Source organism: Zoogloea sp. 1C4, from assembly GCF_009469605.1.
GTDB classification, from domain to species: Bacteria; Pseudomonadota; Gammaproteobacteria; order Burkholderiales; family Rhodocyclaceae; genus Zoogloea; species Zoogloea oryzae.
In genome coordinates this window covers 1-22,762 of sequence record NZ_SSXU01000023.1, presented here as the reverse complement: position 1 = coordinate 22,762, position 22,762 = coordinate 1, and the positions used below count along the sequence as shown (strand labels likewise).

Genomic DNA, 22,762 nt, shown 5'->3' with positions numbered 1-22,762 from the left:
CAGACATAACTCGGGGCGAACATAGACAATCGCCCATTCTACCAATCGGCCCACGCCATGTCCGAACAGCCCAAAGATCCGGCAGCCAGCCTGCCCAAGCCCATCGAAGACGCCCTCGCCTGCTCGCGTTTCCTGCGCCGCCAGCTTGATAGCCGCAGCTGGCTCGGCCCGCGCCTGGCGGCCAGCATCGGCCAGCCCCTCGACGCCGCAGCCCTGCGGGATTTCCTGCGCGACGAAAAGGTGGACGACAACACCCTCAAGCCCGTGCTGCGCCGGCTGCGGGCCTGGGTGATCTGCCATGTGCTGGTGCGCGACATCGCCCGCCTGGCCGATCTCACCGAGGTCACCGAGACGATGACGCTGCTGGCCGACATCGCCGTCGAGGCCGCCCACGACATCCTGCGCGAACAGCTCGTCGCCCGCCACGGCGTACCCCTGTCGGCCGACGGCCGGGAGCAGGAGTTCATCATCATCGGGATGGGCAAGCTCGGCGGCCGCGAGCTCAACGTCTCGTCGGACATCGACCTGATCTACGTCTACCCCGAGGACGGCAGCACCGCCGGCCCCAAGATCATCGACAACTTCGAGTTCTTCACCAAGCTCGGCCGCGGCATCATCCAGGCCCTCAACGACCTCACCGGCGACGGCCAGGTGTTCCGAGTCGACATGCGCCTGCGCCCCAACGGCGATTCCGGCCCGCTGGTGGCGAGCTTCGACATGCTCGAAAACTACTTCATCACCCAGGGCCGCGAGTGGGAACGCTACGCCTGGATCAAGGCCCGGGTGATGACCGGCATCCGCGGCGCCGAGCTCAACGCCATCGCCCGCCCCTTCATCTTCCGCAAGTACCTGGATTTCGGCGCCATCAACGCCATGCGCGACCTGCACGCCCAGATCCGCCGCGAAGTGGCCCGCAAGGACATGGCCAACAACGTCAAGCTGGGCCCCGGCGGCATCCGCGAGATCGAGTTCCTGGCCCAGGTGTTCCAGCTCATCCGCGGCGGCCGCGACACCGCGCTCCAGATCAAGCCCACCGTCAAGGTGCTGGCGCGGCTGGCCGAACGCGGCATCGTCACCCGCGAAGCCGAGCGCGAGCTGGCCGCCGCCTACGACTTCCTGCGCCGGGTCGAGCATCGCCTTCAGTACATGGACGACGCCCAGACCCACAATCTGCCCACCAACCCGGCCGACCAGGCGATCCTCGCCCGCTCGATGGGCTTTGCCTCCTACGAGGCCCTGCTCACCGAACTCGACGACCACCGGGAAGCCGTCGGCCGCCACTTCAACAGCGTCTTCGGCAACCCCACCGAGGCCGGCCACAACCTCGACACCCTGTGGGCCTCCGCCTGTGACGAAGCCCGCGGCACCGAGGAATTCCAGCGCCTCGGCTACCCCGACCCGGCCGCCGCCGCCCGCCGCCTGTCCACCCTGCGCAGCGGCAACCGCTACCAGCAGATGCCGCCATCCATCAAGCAGCGCTTCGACCCGTTGATCCCGCGGGTCATCGAGGCCGCCGCCGAAACCGCCCTCCCCAACGCCACCTTCGAGCGCCTGCTCGACCTCCTCGACGCCATCAGCCGCCGGGGTGCCTACCTGGCGCTGCTCCAGCAGTATCCGCAAACCGTGCACAAGATCGCCGAGCTGGTGAGCGCCTCCGCCTGGGCCGCCCAGTTCCTCAACCAGCACCCGATCCTGCTCGACGAAGCCATCGACCCGCGGATGCTCGAGGAAGAGCTCGACCTGCCCGCCTTCCGCGCCGATCTGGCCCGCCAGCTCGACGAGCTCGAGCCCGACATGGAACGCCAGATGGACCTGATGCGCGAGCAGCACCACGCCCAGGTCTTCCGCCTGCTCACCAAGGACATCGCCGGCAAGCTCACCGTCGAGCGCCACGCCGACTTCCTCTCGGCGCTGGCCGACATCATGGTGGATCTGGCCGTCACCTGCTCCTGGCGCAAGATCAAGAACCGCCACCGGGACGCGCCGCAGTTTGCGGTGCTCGCCTACGGCAAGCTGGGCGGCAAGGAGCTCGGCTACGCATCCGACCTCGACATGGTCTTCGTCCATGACGACGACGCCCCCGAGGCCGCCGAGATCTACACCCGCCTCGGCCAGCGCACCAACACCTGGCTGTCCACCCAGACCCCCGCCGGCCAGCTCTTCGAGACCGACCTGCGCCTGCGCCCCAACGGCGATTCGGGCCTGATGGTGGTGTCACTCGACGCCTTCCGCCAGTACCAGCTCGAAAACGCCTGGGTGTGGGAACACCAGGCCCTCACCCGCGCCCGCTTCTGCGCCGGCGACCCGACCATCGGCCGCAAGTTCGAGGCGATCCGCATCGAGGTGCTCCGCCAGCAGCGGGATCTCGCCAAGCTGCGCGAAGACGTCATGGCCATGCGTCTGAAGATGTTCGATGGCCACCCCAACAAGACCAGCCTCTTCGACCTCAAGCACGACCGCGGCGGGCTGGTGGATGTGGAGTTCATCGTCCAGTATCTGGTGCTCGGCTATTCCCACGCCCACCCCAGCCTCACCGGCAATCTGGGCAACATCGCGCTGCTCGGGATGGCCGGCGAGCTGGGCCTGATCCCCGCAGATCAAGCCGCCGTCGCCGCCGACAGCTACCGCGAGTACCGCCGCCTGCAGCACGGCCTGCGCCTCAACAACCAGGCCTCGCGGGTCGATCCCGACCTCGTCGCCGACATGGCCGCCGGTGTGCGCGCCCTCTGGAACCAGGTCTTCGACGACACCCTGCCGGTCTGACCGGCCGGCCACGTAGCCACGCGGATGGCGCGACGGGGAGGACGAACTCCACGCCGCGCCATAACAATCCGCAAAAAAAGTCAACACGAGCACCGCCAAAGCCGTACAATCCGCCGTCCGTACGCCAACCAATCAGCGTACCGGCCTCCCATCATTCGTTTCGTCCGATCCAAACGCGATCACGAACACTCGTTGCGCCCGCCCCGATTGGTGCCGCTCATCTCAAGCGGTCAGGCCGTCGCAGGAGCACACAATCCAATGACCCAACCCCAGCCCGCCACGCAAGTGGCAGGGACGATCGGCTTTGCCGATCTGGCCCTCAGCGCCCCCATTCAGCAAGCCATCGCCGAAACCGGCTACACCACCCCCACCCCGATCCAGGCCCAGGCGATTCCGCAAGTGCTCGCCGGCGGTGACCTGATGGCCGCAGCCCAGACCGGCACCGGCAAGACCGCCGGCTTCACGCTGCCGATCCTGCACCTGCTCTCCGAAGCCCACGCCCACAACCAGAAGCCCGGCCGCCCCCGCTGCCTGATCCTCACCCCGACGCGCGAACTCGCCGCCCAGGTCGAGGAATCGGTCCAGACCTACGGCAAGCACCTGCCCCTCACCTCGATGGTGATGTTCGGCGGCGTGGCCATCAACCCGCAGATCACCCGCCTCAAGAAGCGTATCGACATCCTCGTCGCCACGCCGGGCCGCCTGCTCGACCACAACACCCAGGGCACCATCGACCTCTCCGGCGTCGAGATCCTGGTGCTGGACGAAGCCGACCGCATGCTCGACATGGGCTTCATCCGCGACATCAAGAAGATCCTCGCCCTGCTGCCCAAGAAGCGCCAGAACCTGCTGTTCTCGGCCACCTTCTCCGACGAGATCAAGGCCCTGGCCGACGGCCTGCTGCACAACCCCGGCTTCGTCGAGGTTGCCCGCCGCAACACCGCCTCCGAGCTCGTCCAGCAGTCGGTGCACCTGTGCCCGCAGAAGCAGAAGCGCGAGCTGCTGGCCTTCCTGATCAAGAAGCACCAGTGGTTCCAGGTGCTGGTGTTCACCCGCACCAAGCACGGCGCCAACAAGCTGGCCGAATACCTGGCCAAGCACGACATTCCGTCCGCCGCCATCCACGGCAACAAGAGCCAGTCGGCCCGCACCCGCGCGCTGGCCGACTTCAAGGACGCCAAGCTACAGGTGCTCGTCGCCACCGACATCGCCGCCCGTGGCCTCGACATCGACCAGCTGCCCCAGGTGGTCAACTTCGAGCTGCCCAACGTGCCCGAAGACTACGTCCACCGCATCGGCCGCACCGGCCGCGCCGGCTCCAGCGGCGCCGCGGTGTCGCTGGTCGACCGCGACGAGCTGCCGCTCCTGAAGGACATCGAGCGCCTCATGAAGCGCCTGATCGACAAGGTCGAGGTGCCCGACTTCGTGCCCTCCGCCGCACCGGCCGAATCCGACGAGCGTCCGCCCCGCGAACCCCAGGGCCCCCGTCAGGGCCAGGGCAAGCGCGGCAGCAACCGCGACCGCCAGGGCCAGCCGCAAGGCCAGGGCGCCAAGCAGGGCGAAGGCCCGCGCCAGGGACAAGGGCAAGGACAGGCCAAGCCCAAGGCTCAGGGGCAGGCCCAGGCTCAAGGCCAGGGCCAGGCCCGTGGCCCGAAGCAGGGCGACGGCCAGCCCCGCCAGGGCGCCAAGCCCCAGGGCCAGAGCCCGCGCGCCCGCCCGGCCCAGGCTCAGGGTGAAGGCCGCGGCAACCAGCAGGCTCCGCGTCCCGCCCGCAAGGCCGACGGCTCGCAGGTGGATGACGATTTCGGCAACCGCGTCGACTACCAGCCCCGCGCCCGCAACAACTACCGCGACCCCGAAGCCAACATGGGCGGTCACCGCCACGGCAACGGCTTTGGCGGCAAGGGCAACGGCGGCAACCCCAACCGCGGCACCCCCGCCGCGCTGGACGAAGCCCGTCGCTCGCCGGTCACCCTCACCGGCCGCAAGCCCGGCGAGGTGAAGCCGCCCGCGCTGTTCACCAGCCCCCGCGGCGGTGGCAACGGCGGCAACAACCGCTGATCGCCGCCCTCGGCACCCAGAAAAAGGCACCCTCGCGGTGCCTTTTTCCTTTTTGACGCCCCATCGGCCGGCAACGCGCCTTGAACCCGGCCGAACCGGCCTCATCTAATCGAAACCTGTCTCATCCGGCCCTGCCATGGAAAAGAAAACCCAGTTCAGCCTCTGGTACTTCGTGTTCGCCCTGTTTGCCGTGTTCACCCTGCACGACCTGTGGGTGCAGGTGCGCACCGTCGAGCCCCTGCCCTACAGCGAGTTCCAGCGGCTGGTGAAGGCCGGCGAAGTCACCGAGATCAGCATCGCCGACAACACCATCCAGGGCAGCCTCAAGACCCCGCTGCAGGACGGCCGCCAGAAGTTCGTGACCACCCGGGTCGACCCGGCGCTGGCCAAGGATCTCGCCCAGTACGACGTGAAGTTCACCGGCGTGGTGGAAAACACCCTGCTGAAGGACGTGATCGGCTGGGTGCTGCCGGCGGTGATCTTCGTGGGCATCTGGATGTTCGCCATGCGCAAGTTCGCCGACAAGCAGGGCATGGGCGGTGGCGGCTTCATGAACCTCGGCAAGAGCAAGGCCAAGGTGTACGTGGAAGCCAACACCGGCGTCACCTTCGACGACGTGGCCGGCGTGGATGAGGCCAAGGACGAACTGAAGGAAGTCGTCGGCTTCCTGAAGGACCCGAAATCCTACGGCCGGCTGGGCGGCCGCGTGCCCAAGGGCGTGCTGCTGGTCGGCCCGCCGGGCACCGGCAAGACGCTGCTCGCCAAGGCCGTGGCCGGCGAGGCCGGCGTGCCCTTCTTCTCGATCTCCGGCTCCGAGTTCGTCGAGATGTTCGTCGGCGTGGGCGCCGCCCGCGTGCGCGACCTCTTCGAGCAGGCCCGCGCCAAGGCCCCGGCGATCATCTTCATCGACGAACTCGACGCCATGGGCCGCGCCCGCGGCGCCTTCGCGATGGGCGGCCACGACGAGAAGGAGCAGACCCTCAACCAGTTGCTGGTCGAGCTTGACGGTTTCGACTCGTCCTCCGGCCTCGTGCTGCTGGCCGCCACCAACCGCCCCGAAGTGCTCGACCCGGCGCTGCTGCGCGCCGGCCGCTTCGACCGCCAGGTGCTGGTGGATCGCCCCGACAAGAAAGGCCGCATCGCCATCCTCGCGGTGCACATGAAGAAGATCACCCTCGCCCCGGACGTGGACGCCGAGAAGGTCGCCGCCCTCACCCCGGGTTTCTCCGGCGCCGACCTCGCCAACCTGTGCAACGAAGCCGCGCTGGTGGCCACCCGCCGCAACGGCACGGGCGTGACGGTGGAAGACTTCACCGTGGCGGTCGAGCGCATCGTCGCCGGCCTCGAGAAGAAGAACCGCGTGCTCAACGAGCACGAGCGCACCGTCGTCGCCTACCACGAGATGGGCCATGCGCTGGTGGCGATGGGCCTGCCCGGCACCGACCCGGTGCACAAGATCAGCATCATCCCGCGGGGCGTGGGCGCCCTCGGCTACACCATCCAGCGCCCCACCGAGGACCGCTTCCTGATGACCCGCGCCGAGCTGGAGAACAAGATGGCCGTGCTGCTGGGCGGCCGCGCCGCCGAGCAGATCGTCTTCGGCGAAGTCTCCACCGGCGCCTCCGACGACCTGCAGAAGGTCACCAGCATCGCCCGCTCCATCGTGATGCGCTTCGGCATGCACGCCGGGCTCGGCAACGTGGCCTACGACACCGAGAAGAGCAACTTCCTCGGCCAGAACGCCAACCCGCCCCAGGAGCGCAGCTACTCCGAGGAGACCGCCCGGGAGATCGACTGCGCGGTGCGCGAGATCGTCGCCCACGCCTTCGAGCGCAGCGTGGCGATCCTCACCGAACGCAAGGCCATCCTCGAAGAAACCGCCCGCGACCTGCTGGCCCGCGAAACCCTCGACGAAGCCGACCTCAAGACGATCCACGCGCGGGTGACGGCGGCATAATCGGGGCTTTGCCGCTTCCGGAGCCCGCCATGCGCCCCACTGTCTTCATCGCCCTGCTTGCCAGCCTCGCCGCCAGCGCCCCCGCGCTGGCGGCCCCCGACAGCCACGCGAAGCCGGCCGGCGTGCAGACCGGCATCTTCGTGTACTTCGCCGATGCCGGCCTATTCACCCGCTGCAGTGACGGCCGCCGGCTGCCGGTCGCCCAGGAAGGCGCCAATCTGGCGCTGGAGCGGGCCTACGCCGTCCATCGCAACCAGCCCGCCGCCCCGCTGGCGGTGAGTCTCGCCGGCCACCTGGAAACCCGCCCGGGCCCTGACGGCGGCCGCGTCGAGATGCTGGTCGTCGATCGCTTCGACCGCGCCCTGCCCGGCCAGGGCTGCCCCAGCACGGCCGACCTGCCCACCACGCGCTGGACCCTTGAAAGCCTGCCCGGCAGCAGCGTCACGCTGCCAGACGGCCCGCGCACCCCATCGATCCAGTTCGACGCCGAGCGGCGCCGGGTCACCGGCACCACCGGCTGCAACCGGATGAGCGGCGAATACCGTAGCTGGGGCGGCACCGGCCTCAGCATCCTGCCGCTGGCCACCACCCGCATGGCCTGCCCGGAGATGGCGGTCGAATCGGCCTTCCTCCAGGCGCTTTCCCGGGCGACCCACCGCGTCCAGGCCGCCGATCAGCTCGACCTGCTCGCAAACGGCGTGCCCGTGGCCCGCTTCGTCGCCCACTGAATGCCGCGCCCCGCCTGCAATTGACGCCCACAGCGGGCGCCGGCTGGGGCACAATCGGTGCGAACGAGCCTGTCGAACCCTCGATCCCGAACCGGAGGAACTGCCCATGTCCCGTCTTTCCAAACTCGCCCTTGTCACCACCGCAGTCCTGCTGGCCCAACCGGTGCTGGCTCAGGAGTCGCCGACCCTCAAGAAGATCAAGGAAACCGGCACCATCGCCCTCGGCCACCGGGAATCCTCGATCCCCTTCTCGTACTACGACGACAAGCAGCAGGTGGTGGGCTACAGCCAGGAGCTGATGCTGAAGGTGGTCGACGCCGTGAAGACCGAACTCAAGCTCGCCAGCATCCAGACCAAGCTCACGCCGGTCACCTCCCAGAACCGCATCCCCCTCGTCCAGAACGGCACCATCGACATCGAGTGCGGCTCGACCACCAACAACACCGAACGCGCCCGCCAGGTGGCCTTCTCCAACACCATCTTCATCATCGGCACGCGCCTGATGACCAAGAAGGATTCCGGCGTGAAGGACTTCCCGGATCTCGCCGGCAAGAACGTGGTGACCACCGCCGGCACCACTTCCGAGCGCCTCATCCGCAAGATGAACGAGGACAAGAAGCTCGGCATGAACATCATCTCCGCCAAGGATCACGGCGAAGCCTTCCTCACGCTGGAGACCGGCCGCGCCGTCGCCTTCATGATGGACGACGCCCTGCTCTACGGCGAGCTTGCCAAGGCCAAGAAGCCCGGCGACTGGGCCGTGGTCGGTACGCCCCAGAGCTTCGAAGCCTACGGCTGCATGATGCGCAAGGATGATCCGGGCTTCAAGAAAGTGGTCGACACCGCGCTGGCCAAGGCCATGACCTCCGGCGAAGCCGAAGCCATCTACAAGAAGTGGTTCACCCAGCCCATCCCGCCCAAGGGCCTGAACCTCAACTTCCCGCTCTCCGACGCCATGCTCAAGCTCTACAAGACGCCCAACGACAAGCCGTTCGAGTAAAGGGAAATGGGTAGAGGGTGATGGGAAGTAGGGAGTAGGGCAGAGCCCCCTTCCCGACCTCCCACCGCCCACTCCCCATTACCCACTTTCCACCTCCCACTTCCCACCAAGCCATGAGCTACAACTGGAACTGGAGCATCTTCTCGAGCCCGGTGCCGACCGGTGAGACCACCTATCTCGGGTGGATGCTCGCCGGGCTGCAGACCACCGTGGCCCTGTCCCTCTCGGCGTGGGTGATCGCCCTGTTGCTGGGCAGCCTGATGGGGGTGCTGCGCACCGTGCCCCACAAGGGTCTGTCCCGGTTCGCCGGCGCTTACGTGGAGGTCTTCCGCAACATCCCGCTGCTGGTGCAGCTCTTCATCTGGTATTTCGTGCTGCCCGAGCTGCTGCCCTTCGGGCTGGGCGATGCCTTCAAGCAGAAGCTCAATCCCGTCACCCAGCAGTTCGTCGCGGCGATGGTGTGCCTGGCCTTCTTCACCAGCGCGCGGGTGTGCGAGCAGGTGCGCTCGGGCATCGACGCCCTGCCCCGCGGCCAGAAGAACGCCGGGCTCGCGCTGGGCTTCACCCTCGGCCAGACCTACCGCCACGTGCTGCTGCCGATGGCCTTCCGGCTGATCGTGCCGCCGCTCACCTCCGAGTTCCTCAACATCTTCAAGAACTCCGCGGTGTGCTCCACCATCGGCCTGCTCGAGCTCGCCGCCCAGGGCCGCCAGCTGGTGGATTACACCGCCCAGCCCTACGAATCCTTCATCGCTGTCACGGTGCTCTACCTCCTCATCAACGTGGTGGTGATGAGCCTGATGCGAGTGGTCGAGGCGCGGACCCGCGTGCCCGGCTATATCGGTGGAAAATGAGGAGGCACATGCGATGAACTACGAATTCGACTGGTCCTCCATCCCCGGCGCCCTGCCCTTCCTGTGGGAGGGCATGAAGGTGTCGCTGGAGATCACCGTCACCGCGGTGATCGTCGGCATCGTGTGGGGCACCCTGCTGGCGCTGATGCGGCTCGGCACCATCAAGCCGCTGGCGTGGTTCGCCGCCGGCTACGTCAACCTGTTCCGGGCGATCCCGCTGGTGATGGTGCTGCTGTGGTTCTTCCTGATCGTGCCGCAGCTGCTCAAGGGTTTCCTGAACCTCGACCCCAACACCGACGTGCGGCTCACCTCGGCGATGGTGGGTTTTGCGCTGTTCGAGTCGGCCTATTACTCCGAGATCATCCGCGCCGGCATCCAGAGCGTGCCCAAGGGCCAGGTGTCGGCGGCCTCGGCGCTGGGCATGACCTACGCCCAGGCGATGCGCCTGGTGGTGCTGCCCCAGGCCTTCCGCAACATGGTGCCGCTGCTGCTCACCCAGGCCATCGTGCTGTTCCAGGACACCTCGCTGGTGTATGTGTCGGCGCTGGCCGATTTCTTCGGCGCGGCCTACAAGGTGGGCGACCGGGACGGCCGGCTGGTGGAGCTGCTGCTCTTTGCGGGCGCGGTGTATTTCGTGTTGTGCTTCTCCCTGTCGCAGGTGGTGCGGCGGCTGCAGAAGCGGATGGCGACGGTTTAGGACTCAATCCAGATGATCACGATCGACAAGGTTTCCAAGCACTACGGCAGCTTCCAGGTGCTCACCGACTGCAGCACCCGGGTCGCCAAGGGCGAGGTGGTGGTGGTCTGCGGGCCGTCCGGCTCGGGCAAATCCACCCTCATCAAGTGCGTCAATGGCCTCGAACCCTTCCAGTCCGGCACCATCCACGTGGACGGCATCTCGGTGGGCGACCCGAAAACCAACCTGCCCAAGCTGCGCAGCCGGGTGGGCATGGTCTTCCAGCACTTCGAGCTGTTCCCCCACATGAGCATCACCGAGAACCTCACCATCGCCCAGGAGAAGGTGCTCGGCCGCAGCAAGGAAGAAGCCCGCGCCAAGGGCGTGGGGCTGCTCGACCGGGTCGGCCTCAAGGCCCACGCCGACAAGTTCCCCGGCCAGCTCTCGGGTGGCCAGCAGCAGCGCGTGGCAATCGCCCGCGCCCTGTCGATGGACCCGATCTGCATGCTCTTCGACGAGCCCACTTCGGCCCTCGACCCGGAGATGATCAACGAGGTGCTCGACGTGATGGTCGAGCTCGCCCAGGAAGGCATGACCATGATGTGCGTGACCCACGAGATGGGCTTTGCGCGCAAGGTGGCCAACCGGGTGATCTTCATGGACCGCGGCCGCATCGTCGAGGACGACACCAAGGAAGCCTTCTTCGCCAACCCGCGCTCCGAGCGCGCCCAGCAGTTCCTGGCGAAGATCCTGCAACACTGACCCAAGGGGCGCGCGTACCCCTCGAAGGTCCGGCCATGCCCCTCAGCGGTGCACCGTCGAACCTCCAGGCTGCACCCACGGACCTCGGACATCCGAGGTCGGACCGCTGAGGTGCAGGCGCGCATCTTTTTTGGGCACGCCTGCACCCTGGAGGTCCGATGCCGGACCTCAGACCTGCACACATGCAGCTCAGACCCGCAAGGTCGGACCTCCAAGGTCCACGCTTGCACCTTTTAGGTGCAGCATCGGACCTCAGACCTGCAAACGCCGACCTCAAAGGTCCACTCGTCCCCCTGAGGTCCAGACACGCAGGTCCGGGCTTCAAACCCGCCGCATCCAGTGGCATGCTCGGCGCCATCCCCCGCACCCCTGCCCCACGACCATGATCCATCTCATCGCCACCGGCGGCACCATCGCCGGCGAAGCTGATCCGGAATCCGGCGGCGCCCGCTACCGGGCCGGCGTGCGCCCCGTGGGCGCGCTGCTGGCCGCGGTGCCGGGCCTCGACGCCTTCGATCTCTCCGCCGAGCAGGTGCTCGCCCTCGACAGCAAGGACATGACGCCCGAGGGCTGGCTGACGATCCTCGCCGCGGTGCGCCGCGCGCTGGGTGATCCGGCAACGGATGGGGTGGTGATCCTCCACGGCACCGATACGCTCGAAGAAACCGCGTATTTCCTGCAGCTCACCGTGCCCGGCGGCAAGCCGGTAGTGCTCACCGGCGCCATGCGCCCGGCAGACCACCCCCAGGCCGACGGCCCGGCCAACCTGCTCGCCGCGGTGCGCCTCGCCGCCCGCCCGGATGCGCGGGACAAGGGCGTGCTGGTGGTGATGAACGCCATCATCCACACCGCCCGCCACCTGCAGAAAGCCCGCACCAGCGGGCTGGATGCCTTCGAATCGTCCGCCGACTGGACCACCGCCCGCCCGGACGGCCGCTTTGCCGATCTCGCTGCCGACGCCCTGCCGCGGGTGGACATCCTGCCCGGCTACGCCGGCGCGCCGGCCGGGCTGATCGACGCCTGCGTGGCCGAGGGCGCAAGGGGGCTGGTGCTGGCCCTCACCGGCCACGGCAGCGTGCCGTCGGCATGGTTGCCGGCGCTACGCCGGGCCAGGGAGAAAGGGGTGGTGATCGTCCGGGCCAGCCGCTGCGCCGGCCCGGTGATCCGCAACGCCAACGCCGACGACGACGCCGAAGGCTGGCTCACCGCCAGCAGCCTGCCGCCGCCCAAGGCCCGCATCGCGCTGATGCTGGCCCTCGCCAGCAAACGCCCCTTCGAGGCGGACTGACTCAGGCCCTGCCGGCCGTCTTGGCCGGACGCTCCTTCTTCGCAAAGGCCTCGCGGGCTTCCTCGAGGATCTGCACGAGCTCGTCGCGGGCCTCCTTGGACGACTGGATGAGCTTGCCCTCGTCGTGGTCGATGGCCTGCTGACGGGCCAGCACCTCGGCGTCGTGGCGGGCAAAGCGGGTCACCATCTGATCCACCAGCGCCGGCGGCTCGTGGAGGAGCTCCAGCGTCCACCGGGCCATCTCGAGGCTGGACGGCAGGGCCTCGCGGATCTGCCGCTCGATCCCCATGTCCATCAGCCGGCTGGCGTGGAAGCGGTTGCGGGCCCGGGCCACGATCTGCACATGGGGGAAATGCTTCTTCACCAGCTCGGCGGTGCGCAGGGACGCCTCCACGTCGTCGATGGCCAGCACGAAGACCTTGGCCTCACCCACCTGGGCGGCATGGAGCAGATCGAGATGGGCCGCGTCGCCGTAGAACACCTTGAAGCCGAACTTGCGCACGGTCTCCACCTGCCCGGCGTCGGCATCCAGCGCGGTGAAGCCGATACCTCGCGCCAGCAGCAGCCGGCCCACCACCTGGCCGACCCGGCCGAAACCGGCGATCACCACGTCGCTCGCCTCGGAAGGCATCTGGTCGTAAGCCTTGGGCGGCCGCCGGCCCGCCTCGCGCCGGGCCAGCCAGTCGCCAAACATCAGCAGCAGCGGCGACACCGCCATCGACAGGGCCACCACCAAAGTCAGCTTGTCGGCCTGCACCTCGCCCAGCACCTTGAACGACTGGGCCGCATCAAACAGCACGAAGGCAAACTCGCCGCCCTGGGCCAGCGCCAGCGCCAGCATCCGCGAACCCAGCTTGGGCCCACCCACCAGCCGGCGCAGGCCGTACAGCACCAGAATCTTGATCATCACCAGCCCGGCGGTGAGGCCGATGATCTGCCACGGAAACTTCACCAGCAGGGTGAGGTTGGTGGACATCCCCACCGCCATGAAGAACAGCCCCAGCAGCAAGCCCTGGAAGGGCGCGATGGACGCCTCCAGCTCGTGGCGGAACTCCGAATCGGCCAGCAGCACGCCGGCGATGAACGCGCCCAGCGACATGGACAGCCCGCCCGCCTGCATCAGCAGCGCCAGCCCCAGCACGGTCACCAGCGCCGCGGCGGTGAACATCTCCCGGCTATTGACCCGCGCCACATGGCGGAACAGCAGATCGAGGAGCGGCCGCCCCACCACCACCACCGCCACCAGCAGCCCCAGGCCCACCGCCGGATGGGTGAGCGCGGTGGGCTTGCCGGTGCCGAAGAGCGGGATCAGCGCCAGCAGCGGAATCACCGACAGATCCTGGAACAGCAGGATCGCAAAGGCCTCCCGCCCGTAGCGGGTGGATAGCTCGCGCCGCTCGGCGAGGGTGGGCAGCACGAAAGCCGTGGACGACAGGGCCAGGATGATCCCCACCAGCGCCGCCGCCGACAGCGACAGACCCGTGTACCAGCCCGCCGCCGCCAACGCCGCCGCCACCCCGAAGAGCTGCATCGCCCCCAGCCCGAACACCGACTTGCGCAGCGCCCACAGCCGCGACGGCTTGAGTTCCAGCCCGATCACGAAGAGCAGCAGCACCACGCCCAGTTCGGCGGTGTGGAGCAGGTTGTCCGGATCGCGCACGAGCTTCACGCCGTAGGGGCCGATCAGCATGCCCACCGCCAGGTAGCCCAGCACCGTGCCCAGCCCGGCGCGCTTGAACAAAGGCACGAAAAGCACGGAAGCCAGCAACAGGGCGGCGAAGGTCGTCAGGGATTGCATGATGGAAAAACGGAGGGCGGCGTGGAGCGTTCAAGTCTCTCACAAAGCGCCGCGGCAATTCGAAATGGAAGGATCCGGAAACAATCGGGCCACCGGCTGCCAACTCCGTCACGCAAATCCGGCCCGCCCCGCCCGGGGCCGTGTCGCCCGGTTTTACACCGCCCATCTGGCCGCCTACGCCGAGCGAATCGACAAACGTCAAAAACGAAACAAAAACGACGACCTACCGAAAAACTCTAAATTCGGCACGGTTTATGCGTAAATTTTGGTGTCTTGTTTGGTTTTTCCCGAATTCCCACGGAGCATCCAGGAGGAAAAAATGAAAATCAGCAAAAACAAGGCCCTGACAGCAGCCGCGATCGTTTCAGCATTTCTGTCACCCCTTGCCAGCGCCACGCCCCTCGCCGTTTACGCCGGCCCCGCCATCGACAAGAGCTCACCGGCCTGCGCCACTTTTGGCGACATGCTCAGCTGCTCAGCCCCGATGCTCAACTACATCGCCGGCCTCGCCCAGAGCACCGGCACCGACAGCGGCGGCTACCTGCTCGCCACGCCCCAAGGGCTACTCAAGGAGACCGTGGTCGTCCAGGCCGGCGGCGCGGCGCCCCTCGACAACAGCGACACCAACCCGACCAATCCGCCCACCGCCGACGGCAGCCGGGTGGAGAACGGCTTCAAGACCAACCGTGGTGGCGACAACTTCCTCGCCACCGGACGGGCCACCGGCACCACGATGGAAGCCGGCAACATGAGTGACCCCGCCAACAACCAGCTCGCCGCCGGCGCCGACAACATCGGCACCTGGGACGTGAACGCCATGTGGTTGCGTGATGCGCTCACCATCGGCGGCGTGCGCCACGAACTGATGCTGGGCTTCGACTACAACCAGCCCCAGAGCGCCACCACCTCGGTGGATTACTGGGGGCTGATCACCGTCCGCGACACCGACGGCGCCCTGGCCGACATCCACTACGAAGTCGGGCGCGACACCGGCCTGTCGTACGGGGCCTTCAGCACGACCAAGCAGTTTTACGATGCACCGGCCTCGACCGACTTCGCGACGGTCTACGGCACGATCTGCATCTACGAGCACACCACCCTGCGCAACCCGGGCGGCAGCTGCCCGTCCGCCACCGGCTCGACCGGCGCCCTGATCGAGAGCATCGACAACTCCCAGGGCACCGAGAACGCCGAATTCCTGGCCTTCCTGCCCGAGCTCAACGCGAGCCTGGAGAGCTACATCGGCGCCGGTTACGACACCATCTCGGTGCGCCTGCTGTTCGGCTGCTTCGGCGGCACGACGAAAGGCAATGGCGCCGGCTACCTGAGCGACGGTGGCGAGACCACCAACTGCGACAGCGGCGGTTTCGGCGACGTCTTCATCCTCGCCGGCAGCGCGATGTACGAAACGCCCGAACCTGCCACCCTCACCCTCGCCGCCCTCGGCCTGATCGGCGCCGTCGTCCTCCGCCGCCGGCGCCGTTGAGGCTCTCGACGGCCGGGCTCACAGCCCCGGGTCTTCGCCGCCCCCCGCCAGCGCCGCGTCCACCACGTGGCGCGACAGGTGGGGGGCGAACAGTTCGATGAAGGCGTACACGTAACCGCGCAGCCACGCGTTGCGGCGCACGCCGATGCGGGTCGTGCTCGACTCGAAGAGATGAGCGGCGTCGAGCATGCCCAGATCCTTGTCCACCGCAGCGTCGTAGGCCATCCTGGCCAGGATGCCGATCCCCAGCCCCATGCCCACGTAAGTCTTGATGATGTCCGAGTCGATGGCAGTGAGCACCACATTGGGCTTCAGCCCCCGGCCGATGAAGGCCTTGTTGATCTGGTTGCGACCGGTGAAGGCAAAGTCGTAGGTGATGATCGGATAGCGGGCGATACCCTCGAGCGTGAGCGGCTGGGTGCTCAGGATGGGATGGCGCACCGGCGCGATCACGCAGCGGTTCCACTGGTAGCAGGGCAGCATCACCAGCTCGTGCTCCTCGGCGATGGCCTCGGTGGCGATGGCGATGTCTGCCTCGCCCGACAGCACGTATTCGCACACCTGGCGCGGATTGCCCTGATGCAGCGACAGGCGCACGTTGGGGTAGCGCGTCATGAAGGCCCGGATCACCGGCGGCAGCGCGTAGCGGGCCTGGGTGTGGGTGGTGGCGATCGACAGGCTGCCGCTCGCCTCGTTGCTGAACTCGGCCCCCACCTGACGCAGGTTGTCGACATCGAGCAGCATCCGCTCGGCGATGGCCAGCACCTGCTGCCCCGGTTCGGTAACCGCCACCAGGCGCTTGCCGTGGCGCACGAAAATCTCGATGCCCAACTCGTCCTCAAGCTGACGGATCTGCTTCGACACCCCCGGCTGGGACGTAAATAGCGCCTCGGCCGCCTCCGACACGTTGAGGCGATGGCGGACCACCTCGAAAACGTAGCGCAATTGCTGGATGTTCATACCTGCTCCCGCCGCCGCTGCGCGGCCTATATAACTTTTTGTTCTTATAGTTTAACTCAAACCGACTTCTACCCTCTAACCGCTCCGTTTACGATGCACCGCACAAGACATTGGGGCTCATCATGGACATCGCTTACACCATTGCAGGTTTCTCCGTCGGCGCCATCGTCGGCCTTACGGGCGTGGGCGGTGGTTCGCTGATGACGCCGCTGCTGGTGTTGCTGTTCGGCGTGCCGGCCTCGGTCGCGGTGGGCACCGACCTGCTTTACGCCGCCATCACCAAGGCCGGAGGCACCCTCGCCCACGGCCTCAAGGGCACGGTGGACTGGAGCGTCACCCGGCGCCTCGCCACCGGCAGCATCCCGGCCTCGGCGATCACCCTGCTGGTGGTCGGCAACTTCTTTCCCGGTGGCATCGGCGGCGCGATCGGCCTGATCAAGGTCGCCCTGGGCATCGCCCTGCTGCTCACCGCGGTGGCCATCATCTTCCGCAAGAAGATCCAGGATTTCGCCCTGAAGCATTCCGAAGGCCGCGAGAACCCGCGCCGCACCGCCATCCTCACCGTCGCCACCGGCGCCGTGCTGGGCGTGCTGGTGTCGATCTCGTCGGTGGGCGCCGGCGCTCTGGGGGTGAGCGCGCTGTTCTTCCTGTATCCTCGCCTCCCCACGCTGCGCATTGTCGGCAGCGACATCGCCCACGCGGTGCCGCTGACGCTGGTGGCCGGCATCGGCCACTGGTTTCTCGGCAGCGTGGACTGGGCCCTGCTCGGCAGCCTGCTGATCGGCTCCCTGCCCGGCATCTGGCTGGGGAGCCACATTTCCACCCGGGTGCCCGACCGGGTGCTGCGTCCGATTCTGGCAACCATGCTGGTCTTGGTGGGCAGCAAGTTGATCGCGGCCTGACCAGGCAGCGCGCCCCTGACAACCAGGACACATCACAAAATCATGTACCGTTACGACCCCTACGACCAGAAGATCGTCGACGAACGCGTCGCCCAGTTCCGCGACCAGACCCGCCGCTACCTGGCCGGCGAGCTCACCGACGACGAGTTCCGCCCCCTGCGCCTGCAGAACGGCCTGTACATCCAGCGCCACGCGCCGATGCTGCGCGTGGCCGTGCCCTACGGCCTGCTGTCGTCCACGCAGGTGCGCAAGCTCGCGCACATCGCGCGCACCCACGACAAGGGCTACGCCCACGTCACCACGCGCCAGAACTTCCAGTTCAACTGGCCTGAGCTGAAGGTCGTGCCGGAGATCCTGGCCGAGCTCGCCACCGTCGAGATGCACGCCATCCAGACCTCCGGCGCGTGCATCCGCAACATCACCTCCGACCCCTTCGCGGGCGTCGCCGGCGACGAATACATCGACCCGCGCCCGTGGTGCGAGGTGCTGCGCCAGTGGAGCACCTTCCACCCCGAATTCGCGTTCCTGCCGCGCAAGTTCAAGATTGCCGTGAATGGCGCCGGGCAGGACCGCGCGGTCATCCAGTGCCACGACATCGGCCTCGAGCTCAAGCGCGATGCGGCCGGCGAGATCGGCTTCCGCGTGCTGGTCGGCGGCGGCATGGGCCGCACCCCGATCATCGGCGAAGAGATCACCGATTTCGTGCCGTGGCAGCACATCATCACCTACTGCGAAGCCATCCTGCGCGTCTATAACCGCTATGGCCGCCGCGACAACCTCTACAAGGCGCGCATCAAGATTCTGGTGAAGGCCCTGGGCATCGCCGAGTTCAAGCGGCAGGTGGAAGCGGAATGGGAGTTCGGCAAGAACGGCCCGAACACCCTCACCGAAGCCGAAGTCGCCCGCGTTGCCGGCCACTTCACCACCCCGGCCTACGAAACCCTGCCCGCCGAAGACGCCGGCTACGCCGCCCAGCGCAGCGCCAACCCGGCCTTCGCCGCCTGGGCCCGCCGCAACGTGCTGGCCCACAAGGTGCCCGGCTACGCCATCGTGGTGCTGTCGCTGAAAGACCCGAAGCGCGCCCCTGGCGACATCACCGCCGAGCAGCTCGATCTGGTGGCCGACTGGGCCGACGCCTACAGCTTCGGCGAGATCCGCGCCACCCACGAGCAGAACCTCGTGCTCGCCGACGTCAGGCAGTCCGATCTTTTCGCGGTGTGGGAAAAGGCCCGCGCCACCGGCCTCGCCACGCCCACGTTCGGCCTCCTGACCGACATCATCTGCTGCCCGGGCGGCGATTTCTGCGCCCTGGCCAACGCCAAGTCGATCCCCATCGCCAACGCCATCCAGGCCCGCTTCGATGACCTGGATCACCTCTACGACATCGGCGACATCGAGCTCAACATCTCGGGCTGCATGAACTCCTGCGGCCACCACCACGTGGGCCACATCGGCATCCTCGGCGTCGATAAGAACGGCGAGGAGTGGTATCAGGTCAGCCTCGGCGGCAGCCAGGGCAACAACACCAGCATCGGCAAGGTCATCGGCCGCTCGTTTGCCGCCGCCGAAATGCCCGATGTGATCAGCAAGATCATCGACGTCTACCTGGCCCAGCGTCAGGCAGGCGAGCGCTTCATCGAAACCGTCCGCCGCACCGGCCTCGACCCGTTCAAGCTCGGCGTGTATGGCGAAGCCGCCGTCAAGGAAAGGAAGCACAATGCCTAAGCTCATCAAGAACGGCCAGGTCATCGACGACGCGGCCCAGATCCTCGTCCTGGACGAAACCCAGGCGCCCGAAGCCCTGACCCTGCCCGAAGGCCCGCTGTTCGTGCCGCTGGCCGTGTGGCAGGCCCACAAGGGCCAGATCTCCGGCCGCGCCAGCGTCGGCGTGTGGCTCGACAGCCACGAGAACGTGGACGAGATCGCCGACGACCTGGAAGGCATCACCGCCATCGCCCTCAACTTCCCCAAGTTCACCGACGGCCGCGCCTACTCCGCCGCTGCACTGCTGCGCAGCCGCTACGGCTTCAAGGGCGAGATCCGCGCCATCGGCGACGTGCTGCGCGACCAGTTCTTCTTCATGCAGCGCTGCGGCTTCGACGCCATCCAGCCCAAGGCCGGCAAGTACTCCGATGCCCAACTCGAAGAAGCCCTGGCCAGCCTGAAGGATTTCTCGACCCCCTACCAGGCCGCCATCGACCAGCCGGAACCGCTGTTCCGCCGCACCCAGCGCGCCGCCTGAGCCCGGAGACGCCATGCATCCGAACCAGAATCCCAAGCTCGACGATCCGGCGCTGCTCGCCAGCCTCGAGGCCAAGGTCGCCCAACTCAAGGCCGATCTGGCCGCCTGGGCTGCCGAACTGCCGGCCATCACCATGGCCAACAGCCTCGGCGCCGAGGACATGGTCCTCACCGACGTGATCGCCACCGGCAAGCTGCCCATCGAGATCTTCTCGCTGGATACCGGCCGCCTGCCGCTGGAAACCTACGACCTGATGGCCAAGGTGCAGCACCACTACGGCCTCAAGCTCAAATTTTTCTACCCCAACCACGACGCCATCGAGGCCTACACCCGCGAGCACGGCATCAACGCCTTCTACGACAGCGTCGAGCTGCGCAAGGCCTGCTGCCACGCCCGCAAGGTCGAGCCCCTCGGCCGCGCCCTGGCCGGCAAGCAGGCGTGGATCACCGGCCTGCGCGCCCAGCAATCCACCACCCGCACCGATCTGCCCAAGCGCGAGTTCGATGCAGGCAACGGCCTCATCAAGTTCAACCCGCTGTCCGAATGGACCGAAAAGGAAGTCTGGGCCTACATCCGCCTGAACAAGGTTCCGTACAACGCCCTGCACGACAAGTTCTACCCGAGCATCGGCTGTGCGCCTTGTACCCGCCCGGTCTCGATTGGCGAAGACGTGCGCGCCGGGCGCTGGTGGTGGGAGAATCCGGAAACCAAGGAATGCGGCCTGCACGTCAAGAAGTGACGCGCACCGAAGAACCCTCAAACGAGTAAAGCAATGTCGACGCTCACCAAACAAACCCTGAGCCACCTGGACTGGCTCGAATCCGAAGCCATCCACATCATGCGTGAGGTGGCCGGCCAGTGCAGCAACCCCGTGCTGCTGTTCTCCGGCGGCAAGGACTCCATCTGCATGCTGCGGATCGCCGAAAAGGCCTTCCGCCCGGGCAAGTTCCCCTTCCCGCTGATGCACATCGACACCGGCCACAACTACCGCGAAGTGGTCGAGTTTCGCGACAAGCGCGCGGCCGAACTCGGCGAGCGCCTCATCGTGCGCTCCGTCGAAGACTCCATGAAGCGCGGCACGGTCGTCCTCAAGCACGAGAACGAATCCCGCAACAAGCACCAGTCGGTCACCCTACTGGAGGCCATCGAGGAATTCGGCTTCGACGCCTGCATCGGCGGCGCCCGTCGTGACGAAGAGAAGGCCCGCGCCAAGGAGCGGATCATGAGCTTCCGCGACGAGTTCGGCCAATGGGACCCGAAGAACCAGCGCCCCGAGCTGTGGAACCTCTACAACGCCCGCAGCCACAAGGGCGAGAACATCCGCGCCTTCCCGATCTCCAACTGGACCGAGATGGACGTGTGGCAGTACATCGAGCGCGAGCAGCTCGAGCTGCCGTCGATCTACTTCGCCCACACCCGCCCGGTGGTGATGCGCCAGGGCAGCATCGTCCCGGTCAACGTGCCGCTGATGACCGGCGAGCTCACCAACCTGCCCAAGGCCGGCGAACAGATCATCGACCTGCAGGTACGCTTCCGCACCGTGGGTGACATCTCCTGCACTGCGCCGGTCGAATCCGACGCCGATACGGTCGAGAAGATCGTCATCGAAACCGCTACCACCACGATTACCGAGCGCGGCGCCACCCGCCTCGACGACCAGACTTCCGACGCCTCCATGGAGCAGCGCAAGAAGGAAGGCTACTTCTAATCGCCGCCCCGGAATCCAAGGAATACAGAACCATGTCCGCACCCGAAAAACTGCCCGACGTCGACAACGGCCTGCTGCGCTTCCTCACCTGCGGCTCCGTCGATGACGGCAAGAGCACCCTGATCGGCCGCCTGCTGTTCGACACCAAGGCCATCCTCGCCGACACCCTCACCGCCATCGAGAAGACCTCCAACAAGCGCGGCCTCACCGCCGTCGATCTGTCGCTCCTCACCGACGGCCTGCAGGCCGAGCGCGAGCAGGGCATCACCATCGACGTCGCCTACCGCTACTTCTCCACCGGCACCCGCAAGTACATCATCGCCGACGCCCCGGGCCACGAGCAGTACACCCGCAACATGGTGACCGCCGCCTCCACCGCCAACGTCGCCATCATCCTGATCGACGCGCGCAAGGGCGTACTCACCCAGACCCGCCGCCACAGCTACCTCGCCAAGCTGGTGGGCATCCCCCACGTCGTCGTCGCGGTGAACAAGATGGACCTGGTGGATTACGACCAGGCCACCTACGACAGGATCGTCGCCGAATACAAAGCCTTCGCCGAACAGATCGGCCTCACCGACGTGCGCTTCATCCCCCTGTCAGCCCTCGTCGGCGACATGATCGTGGATCGCGGTGAAAGCCTGAACTGGTACGACGGCCCGACGCTGATCGAGATCCTCGAAGCCGCCCCTGCCGCCCACACCGAAAAAGCCGAGAGCTTCCGCTTCCCGGTGCAGTACGTGTGCCGCCCGCAGGCCTCCGACAACCCCGAGCTCCACGACTACCGCGGCTTCATGGGGCGCGTCGAATCCGGCGAGATCAAGGTTGGCGACAGCGTCACCGTGCTGCCCAACGGCCTCACCACCAAGGTCAAGGACATCCAGCTCTACGGCGAATCCCTGCCCAAGGCGATCCACGAGCAATCCGTGACGCTGCTGCTCGAAGATGAGATCGACATCTCCCGCGGCGACATGATCGTCAACAGCGAAGAACTGCCGGCCCAGACCAAGCAGATCGACGCGGTGGTGTGCTGGCTCTCCGAGACCCCGCTGTCCCCGGCACGCACCTACTGGCTGCGCCACACGACCCGCGAGGTCAAGGCCAAGGTCGCCGCCATCGCCCACCGCGTGGATATCAATACGCTCTCGAAGGATGCCGCAAGCACCCTCGCGATGAACGACATCGCCCAACTGAGCCTCAAACTGGCCCAGCCGATCTTCGCCGACAACTACACCGACTCCCGCGCCACCGGCGCCTTCATCCTCATCGACGAATCGACGAACAACACCGTCGGCGCCGGGATGATCATCGGTTGATGTAGCACGCGGCACAGCACCCTACGGTGCAGCCTTCGCAAAAATGCAAATCCCCAGGTCGCGGCAACGCTCCTGGGGATTTTGTTTTGGCAGGTCAAGCTGTCTCGAGCCAACGGTAGGCTGATAAGTGCAGTTTGTAGTGGTCTAATTTCCTCGGACACCTCGATAGGTGGATCATCCACCCGTAGAGGAGAACTTAATGAAACAGAAACGCCGGGCGTTCGATGCGAGCTTCAAGCTGCAAGTCGTCCAGATGATCAG

General features: G+C 66.8%; 18 protein-coding genes. 16 read left to right on the top strand and 2 right to left on the bottom strand.

Annotated elements, in window-relative coordinates:
* Window positions 1-57 precede the first annotated feature (57 nt).
* The 9 genes from glnE (at window position 58) to GH681_RS19390 (ending at window position 12,089) form a co-directional block, all read left to right on the top strand.
* Window positions 58-2,763, top strand: coding sequence for a bifunctional [glutamate--ammonia ligase]-adenylyl-L-tyrosine phosphorylase/[glutamate--ammonia-ligase] adenylyltransferase (gene glnE / locus GH681_RS19430; protein ID WP_153163203.1), 2,706 nt, complete (start codon window positions 58-60; stop codon window positions 2,761-2,763).
* 258 nt (window positions 2,764-3,021) lie between these two features.
* Window positions 3,022-4,824, top strand: a complete 1,803-nt coding sequence (locus GH681_RS19425) for a DEAD/DEAH box helicase (RefSeq protein ID WP_153163202.1) — start codon at window positions 3,022-3,024, stop codon at window positions 4,822-4,824.
* Between the two features lie 136 nt (window positions 4,825-4,960).
* Window positions 4,961-6,781, top strand: coding sequence for an ATP-dependent zinc metalloprotease FtsH (gene ftsH, locus GH681_RS19420; RefSeq protein WP_153163201.1), 1,821 nt, complete (start codon window positions 4,961-4,963; stop codon window positions 6,779-6,781).
* Window positions 6,782-6,810: 29 nt separating this feature from the next.
* A complete protein-coding gene (locus tag GH681_RS19415; RefSeq protein ID WP_153163200.1) occupies window positions 6,811-7,509 on the top strand; it encodes an META domain-containing protein in 699 nt (232 codons plus the stop codon).
* A gap of 106 nt (window positions 7,510-7,615) precedes the next feature.
* On the top strand, window positions 7,616-8,509 hold the full coding sequence (locus GH681_RS19410; RefSeq protein WP_153163199.1) for a glutamate/aspartate ABC transporter substrate-binding protein: 894 nt from the start codon (window positions 7,616-7,618) through the stop codon (window positions 8,507-8,509).
* Between the two features lie 113 nt (window positions 8,510-8,622).
* Complete coding sequence (locus GH681_RS19405; protein ID WP_153163198.1) at window positions 8,623-9,363, top strand: amino acid ABC transporter permease; 741 nt, start codon at window positions 8,623-8,625, stop codon at window positions 9,361-9,363.
* 13 nt (window positions 9,364-9,376) lie between these two features.
* Complete coding sequence (gltK, locus tag GH681_RS19400) at window positions 9,377-10,060, top strand: glutamate/aspartate ABC transporter permease GltK (protein ID WP_153163197.1); 684 nt, start codon at window positions 9,377-9,379, stop codon at window positions 10,058-10,060.
* Window positions 10,061-10,072: 12 nt separating this feature from the next.
* The gene (locus GH681_RS19395) at window positions 10,073-10,801 is read left to right on the top strand and encodes an amino acid ABC transporter ATP-binding protein (RefSeq protein WP_153163196.1); all 729 of its coding nucleotides are present in this window, start codon (window positions 10,073-10,075) and stop codon (window positions 10,799-10,801) included.
* A 382-nt stretch (window positions 10,802-11,183) separates the two neighbouring features.
* Window positions 11,184-12,089, top strand: a complete 906-nt coding sequence (locus tag GH681_RS19390) for an asparaginase (RefSeq protein ID WP_153163195.1) — start codon at window positions 11,184-11,186, stop codon at window positions 12,087-12,089.
* A gap of 1 nt (window position 12,090) precedes the next feature.
* Here the strand turns inward: GH681_RS19390 and GH681_RS19385 are convergent, their stop codons facing one another.
* Window positions 12,091-13,887 carry a monovalent cation:proton antiporter-2 (CPA2) family protein gene (locus GH681_RS19385; protein ID WP_153163194.1) on the bottom strand — a complete coding sequence of 599 codons (1,797 nt, stop codon included), beginning with the start codon at window positions 13,885-13,887 and terminating at the stop codon, window positions 12,091-12,093.
* Between the two features lie 319 nt (window positions 13,888-14,206).
* On the opposite strand from GH681_RS19385, the gene GH681_RS19380 reads away from it, so the two are divergent.
* Window positions 14,207-15,373: a PEP-CTERM sorting domain-containing protein gene (locus GH681_RS19380; protein ID WP_153163193.1), complete on the top strand. Its 1,167-nt coding sequence runs from the start codon at window positions 14,207-14,209 to the stop codon at window positions 15,371-15,373.
* An 18-nt stretch (window positions 15,374-15,391) separates the two neighbouring features.
* On the opposite strand, the gene cysB is transcribed toward GH681_RS19380, so the two are convergent.
* Window positions 15,392-16,333, bottom strand: coding sequence for an HTH-type transcriptional regulator CysB (gene cysB / locus GH681_RS19375; protein WP_153163192.1), 942 nt, complete (start codon window positions 16,331-16,333; stop codon window positions 15,392-15,394).
* A 122-nt stretch (window positions 16,334-16,455) separates the two neighbouring features.
* Between cysB and GH681_RS19370 the strand changes: the two genes are divergently transcribed.
* Genes GH681_RS19370 through cysN form a run of 6 tightly spaced genes read left to right on the top strand, consistent with a single transcriptional unit; the run spans window position 16,456 to window position 22,501 of the window.
* Window positions 16,456-17,235 (top strand): sulfite exporter TauE/SafE family protein, encoded by a 780-nt coding sequence (locus tag GH681_RS19370; protein ID WP_153163191.1) that lies wholly within the window; start codon window positions 16,456-16,458, stop codon window positions 17,233-17,235.
* Between the two features lie 42 nt (window positions 17,236-17,277).
* The gene (locus tag GH681_RS19365; RefSeq protein ID WP_153163190.1) at window positions 17,278-18,960 is read left to right on the top strand and encodes a nitrite/sulfite reductase; all 1,683 of its coding nucleotides are present in this window, start codon (window positions 17,278-17,280) and stop codon (window positions 18,958-18,960) included.
* On the top strand, window positions 18,953-19,477 hold the full coding sequence (locus tag GH681_RS19360) for a DUF934 domain-containing protein (RefSeq protein ID WP_153163189.1): 525 nt from the start codon (window positions 18,953-18,955) through the stop codon (window positions 19,475-19,477). The genes GH681_RS19365 and GH681_RS19360 overlap by 8 nt, the downstream gene beginning before the upstream one ends.
* A 13-nt stretch (window positions 19,478-19,490) precedes the next feature.
* Window positions 19,491-20,216, top strand: coding sequence for a phosphoadenylyl-sulfate reductase (locus GH681_RS19355; RefSeq protein ID WP_153163188.1), 726 nt, complete (start codon window positions 19,491-19,493; stop codon window positions 20,214-20,216).
* Between the two features lie 33 nt (window positions 20,217-20,249).
* Complete coding sequence (cysD, locus tag GH681_RS19350) at window positions 20,250-21,185, top strand: sulfate adenylyltransferase subunit CysD (RefSeq protein ID WP_153163187.1); 936 nt, start codon at window positions 20,250-20,252, stop codon at window positions 21,183-21,185.
* A 32-nt stretch (window positions 21,186-21,217) separates the two neighbouring features.
* On the top strand, window positions 21,218-22,501 hold the full coding sequence (cysN, locus tag GH681_RS19345; RefSeq protein ID WP_153163186.1) for a sulfate adenylyltransferase subunit CysN: 1,284 nt from the start codon (window positions 21,218-21,220) through the stop codon (window positions 22,499-22,501).
* Window positions 22,502-22,762: the final 261 nt, after the last annotated feature.

Bases quoted from the DNA above. Each gene is read 5' to 3' on its own strand.
- GH681_RS19425 (WP_153163202.1), top strand. From the start codon at position 3,022: ATGACCCAACCCCAGCCCGCCACGCAAGTGGCAGGGACGATCGGCTTT.
- GH681_RS19390 (WP_153163195.1), top strand. From the start codon at position 11,184: ATGATCCATCTCATCGCCACCGGCGGCACCATCGCCGGCGAAGCTGAT.
- gltK (WP_153163197.1), top strand. From the start codon at position 9,377: ATGAACTACGAATTCGACTGGTCCTCCATCCCCGGCGCCCTGCCCTTC.
- GH681_RS19385 (WP_153163194.1), bottom strand. From the start codon at position 13,887: ATGCAATCCCTGACGACCTTCGCCGCCCTGTTGCTGGCTTCCGTGCTT.
- GH681_RS19355 (WP_153163188.1), top strand. From the start codon at position 19,491: ATGCATCCGAACCAGAATCCCAAGCTCGACGATCCGGCGCTGCTCGCC.
- GH681_RS19410 (WP_153163199.1), top strand. From the start codon at position 7,616: ATGTCCCGTCTTTCCAAACTCGCCCTTGTCACCACCGCAGTCCTGCTG.
- GH681_RS19380 (WP_153163193.1), top strand. From the start codon at position 14,207: ATGAAAATCAGCAAAAACAAGGCCCTGACAGCAGCCGCGATCGTTTCA.
- glnE (WP_153163203.1), top strand. From the start codon at position 58: ATGTCCGAACAGCCCAAAGATCCGGCAGCCAGCCTGCCCAAGCCCATC.
- cysN (WP_153163186.1), top strand. From the start codon at position 21,218: ATGTCCGCACCCGAAAAACTGCCCGACGTCGACAACGGCCTGCTGCGC.
- GH681_RS19370 (WP_153163191.1), top strand. From the start codon at position 16,456: ATGGACATCGCTTACACCATTGCAGGTTTCTCCGTCGGCGCCATCGTC.
- GH681_RS19415 (WP_153163200.1), top strand. From the start codon at position 6,811: ATGCGCCCCACTGTCTTCATCGCCCTGCTTGCCAGCCTCGCCGCCAGC.
- cysB (WP_153163192.1), bottom strand. From the start codon at position 16,333: ATGAACATCCAGCAATTGCGCTACGTTTTCGAGGTGGTCCGCCATCGC.
- ftsH (WP_153163201.1), top strand. From the start codon at position 4,961: ATGGAAAAGAAAACCCAGTTCAGCCTCTGGTACTTCGTGTTCGCCCTG.
- GH681_RS19395 (WP_153163196.1), top strand. From the start codon at position 10,073: ATGATCACGATCGACAAGGTTTCCAAGCACTACGGCAGCTTCCAGGTG.
- GH681_RS19365 (WP_153163190.1), top strand. From the start codon at position 17,278: ATGTACCGTTACGACCCCTACGACCAGAAGATCGTCGACGAACGCGTC.
- cysD (WP_153163187.1), top strand. From the start codon at position 20,250: ATGTCGACGCTCACCAAACAAACCCTGAGCCACCTGGACTGGCTCGAA.
- GH681_RS19360 (WP_153163189.1), top strand. From the start codon at position 18,953: ATGCCTAAGCTCATCAAGAACGGCCAGGTCATCGACGACGCGGCCCAG.
- GH681_RS19405 (WP_153163198.1), top strand. From the start codon at position 8,623: ATGAGCTACAACTGGAACTGGAGCATCTTCTCGAGCCCGGTGCCGACC.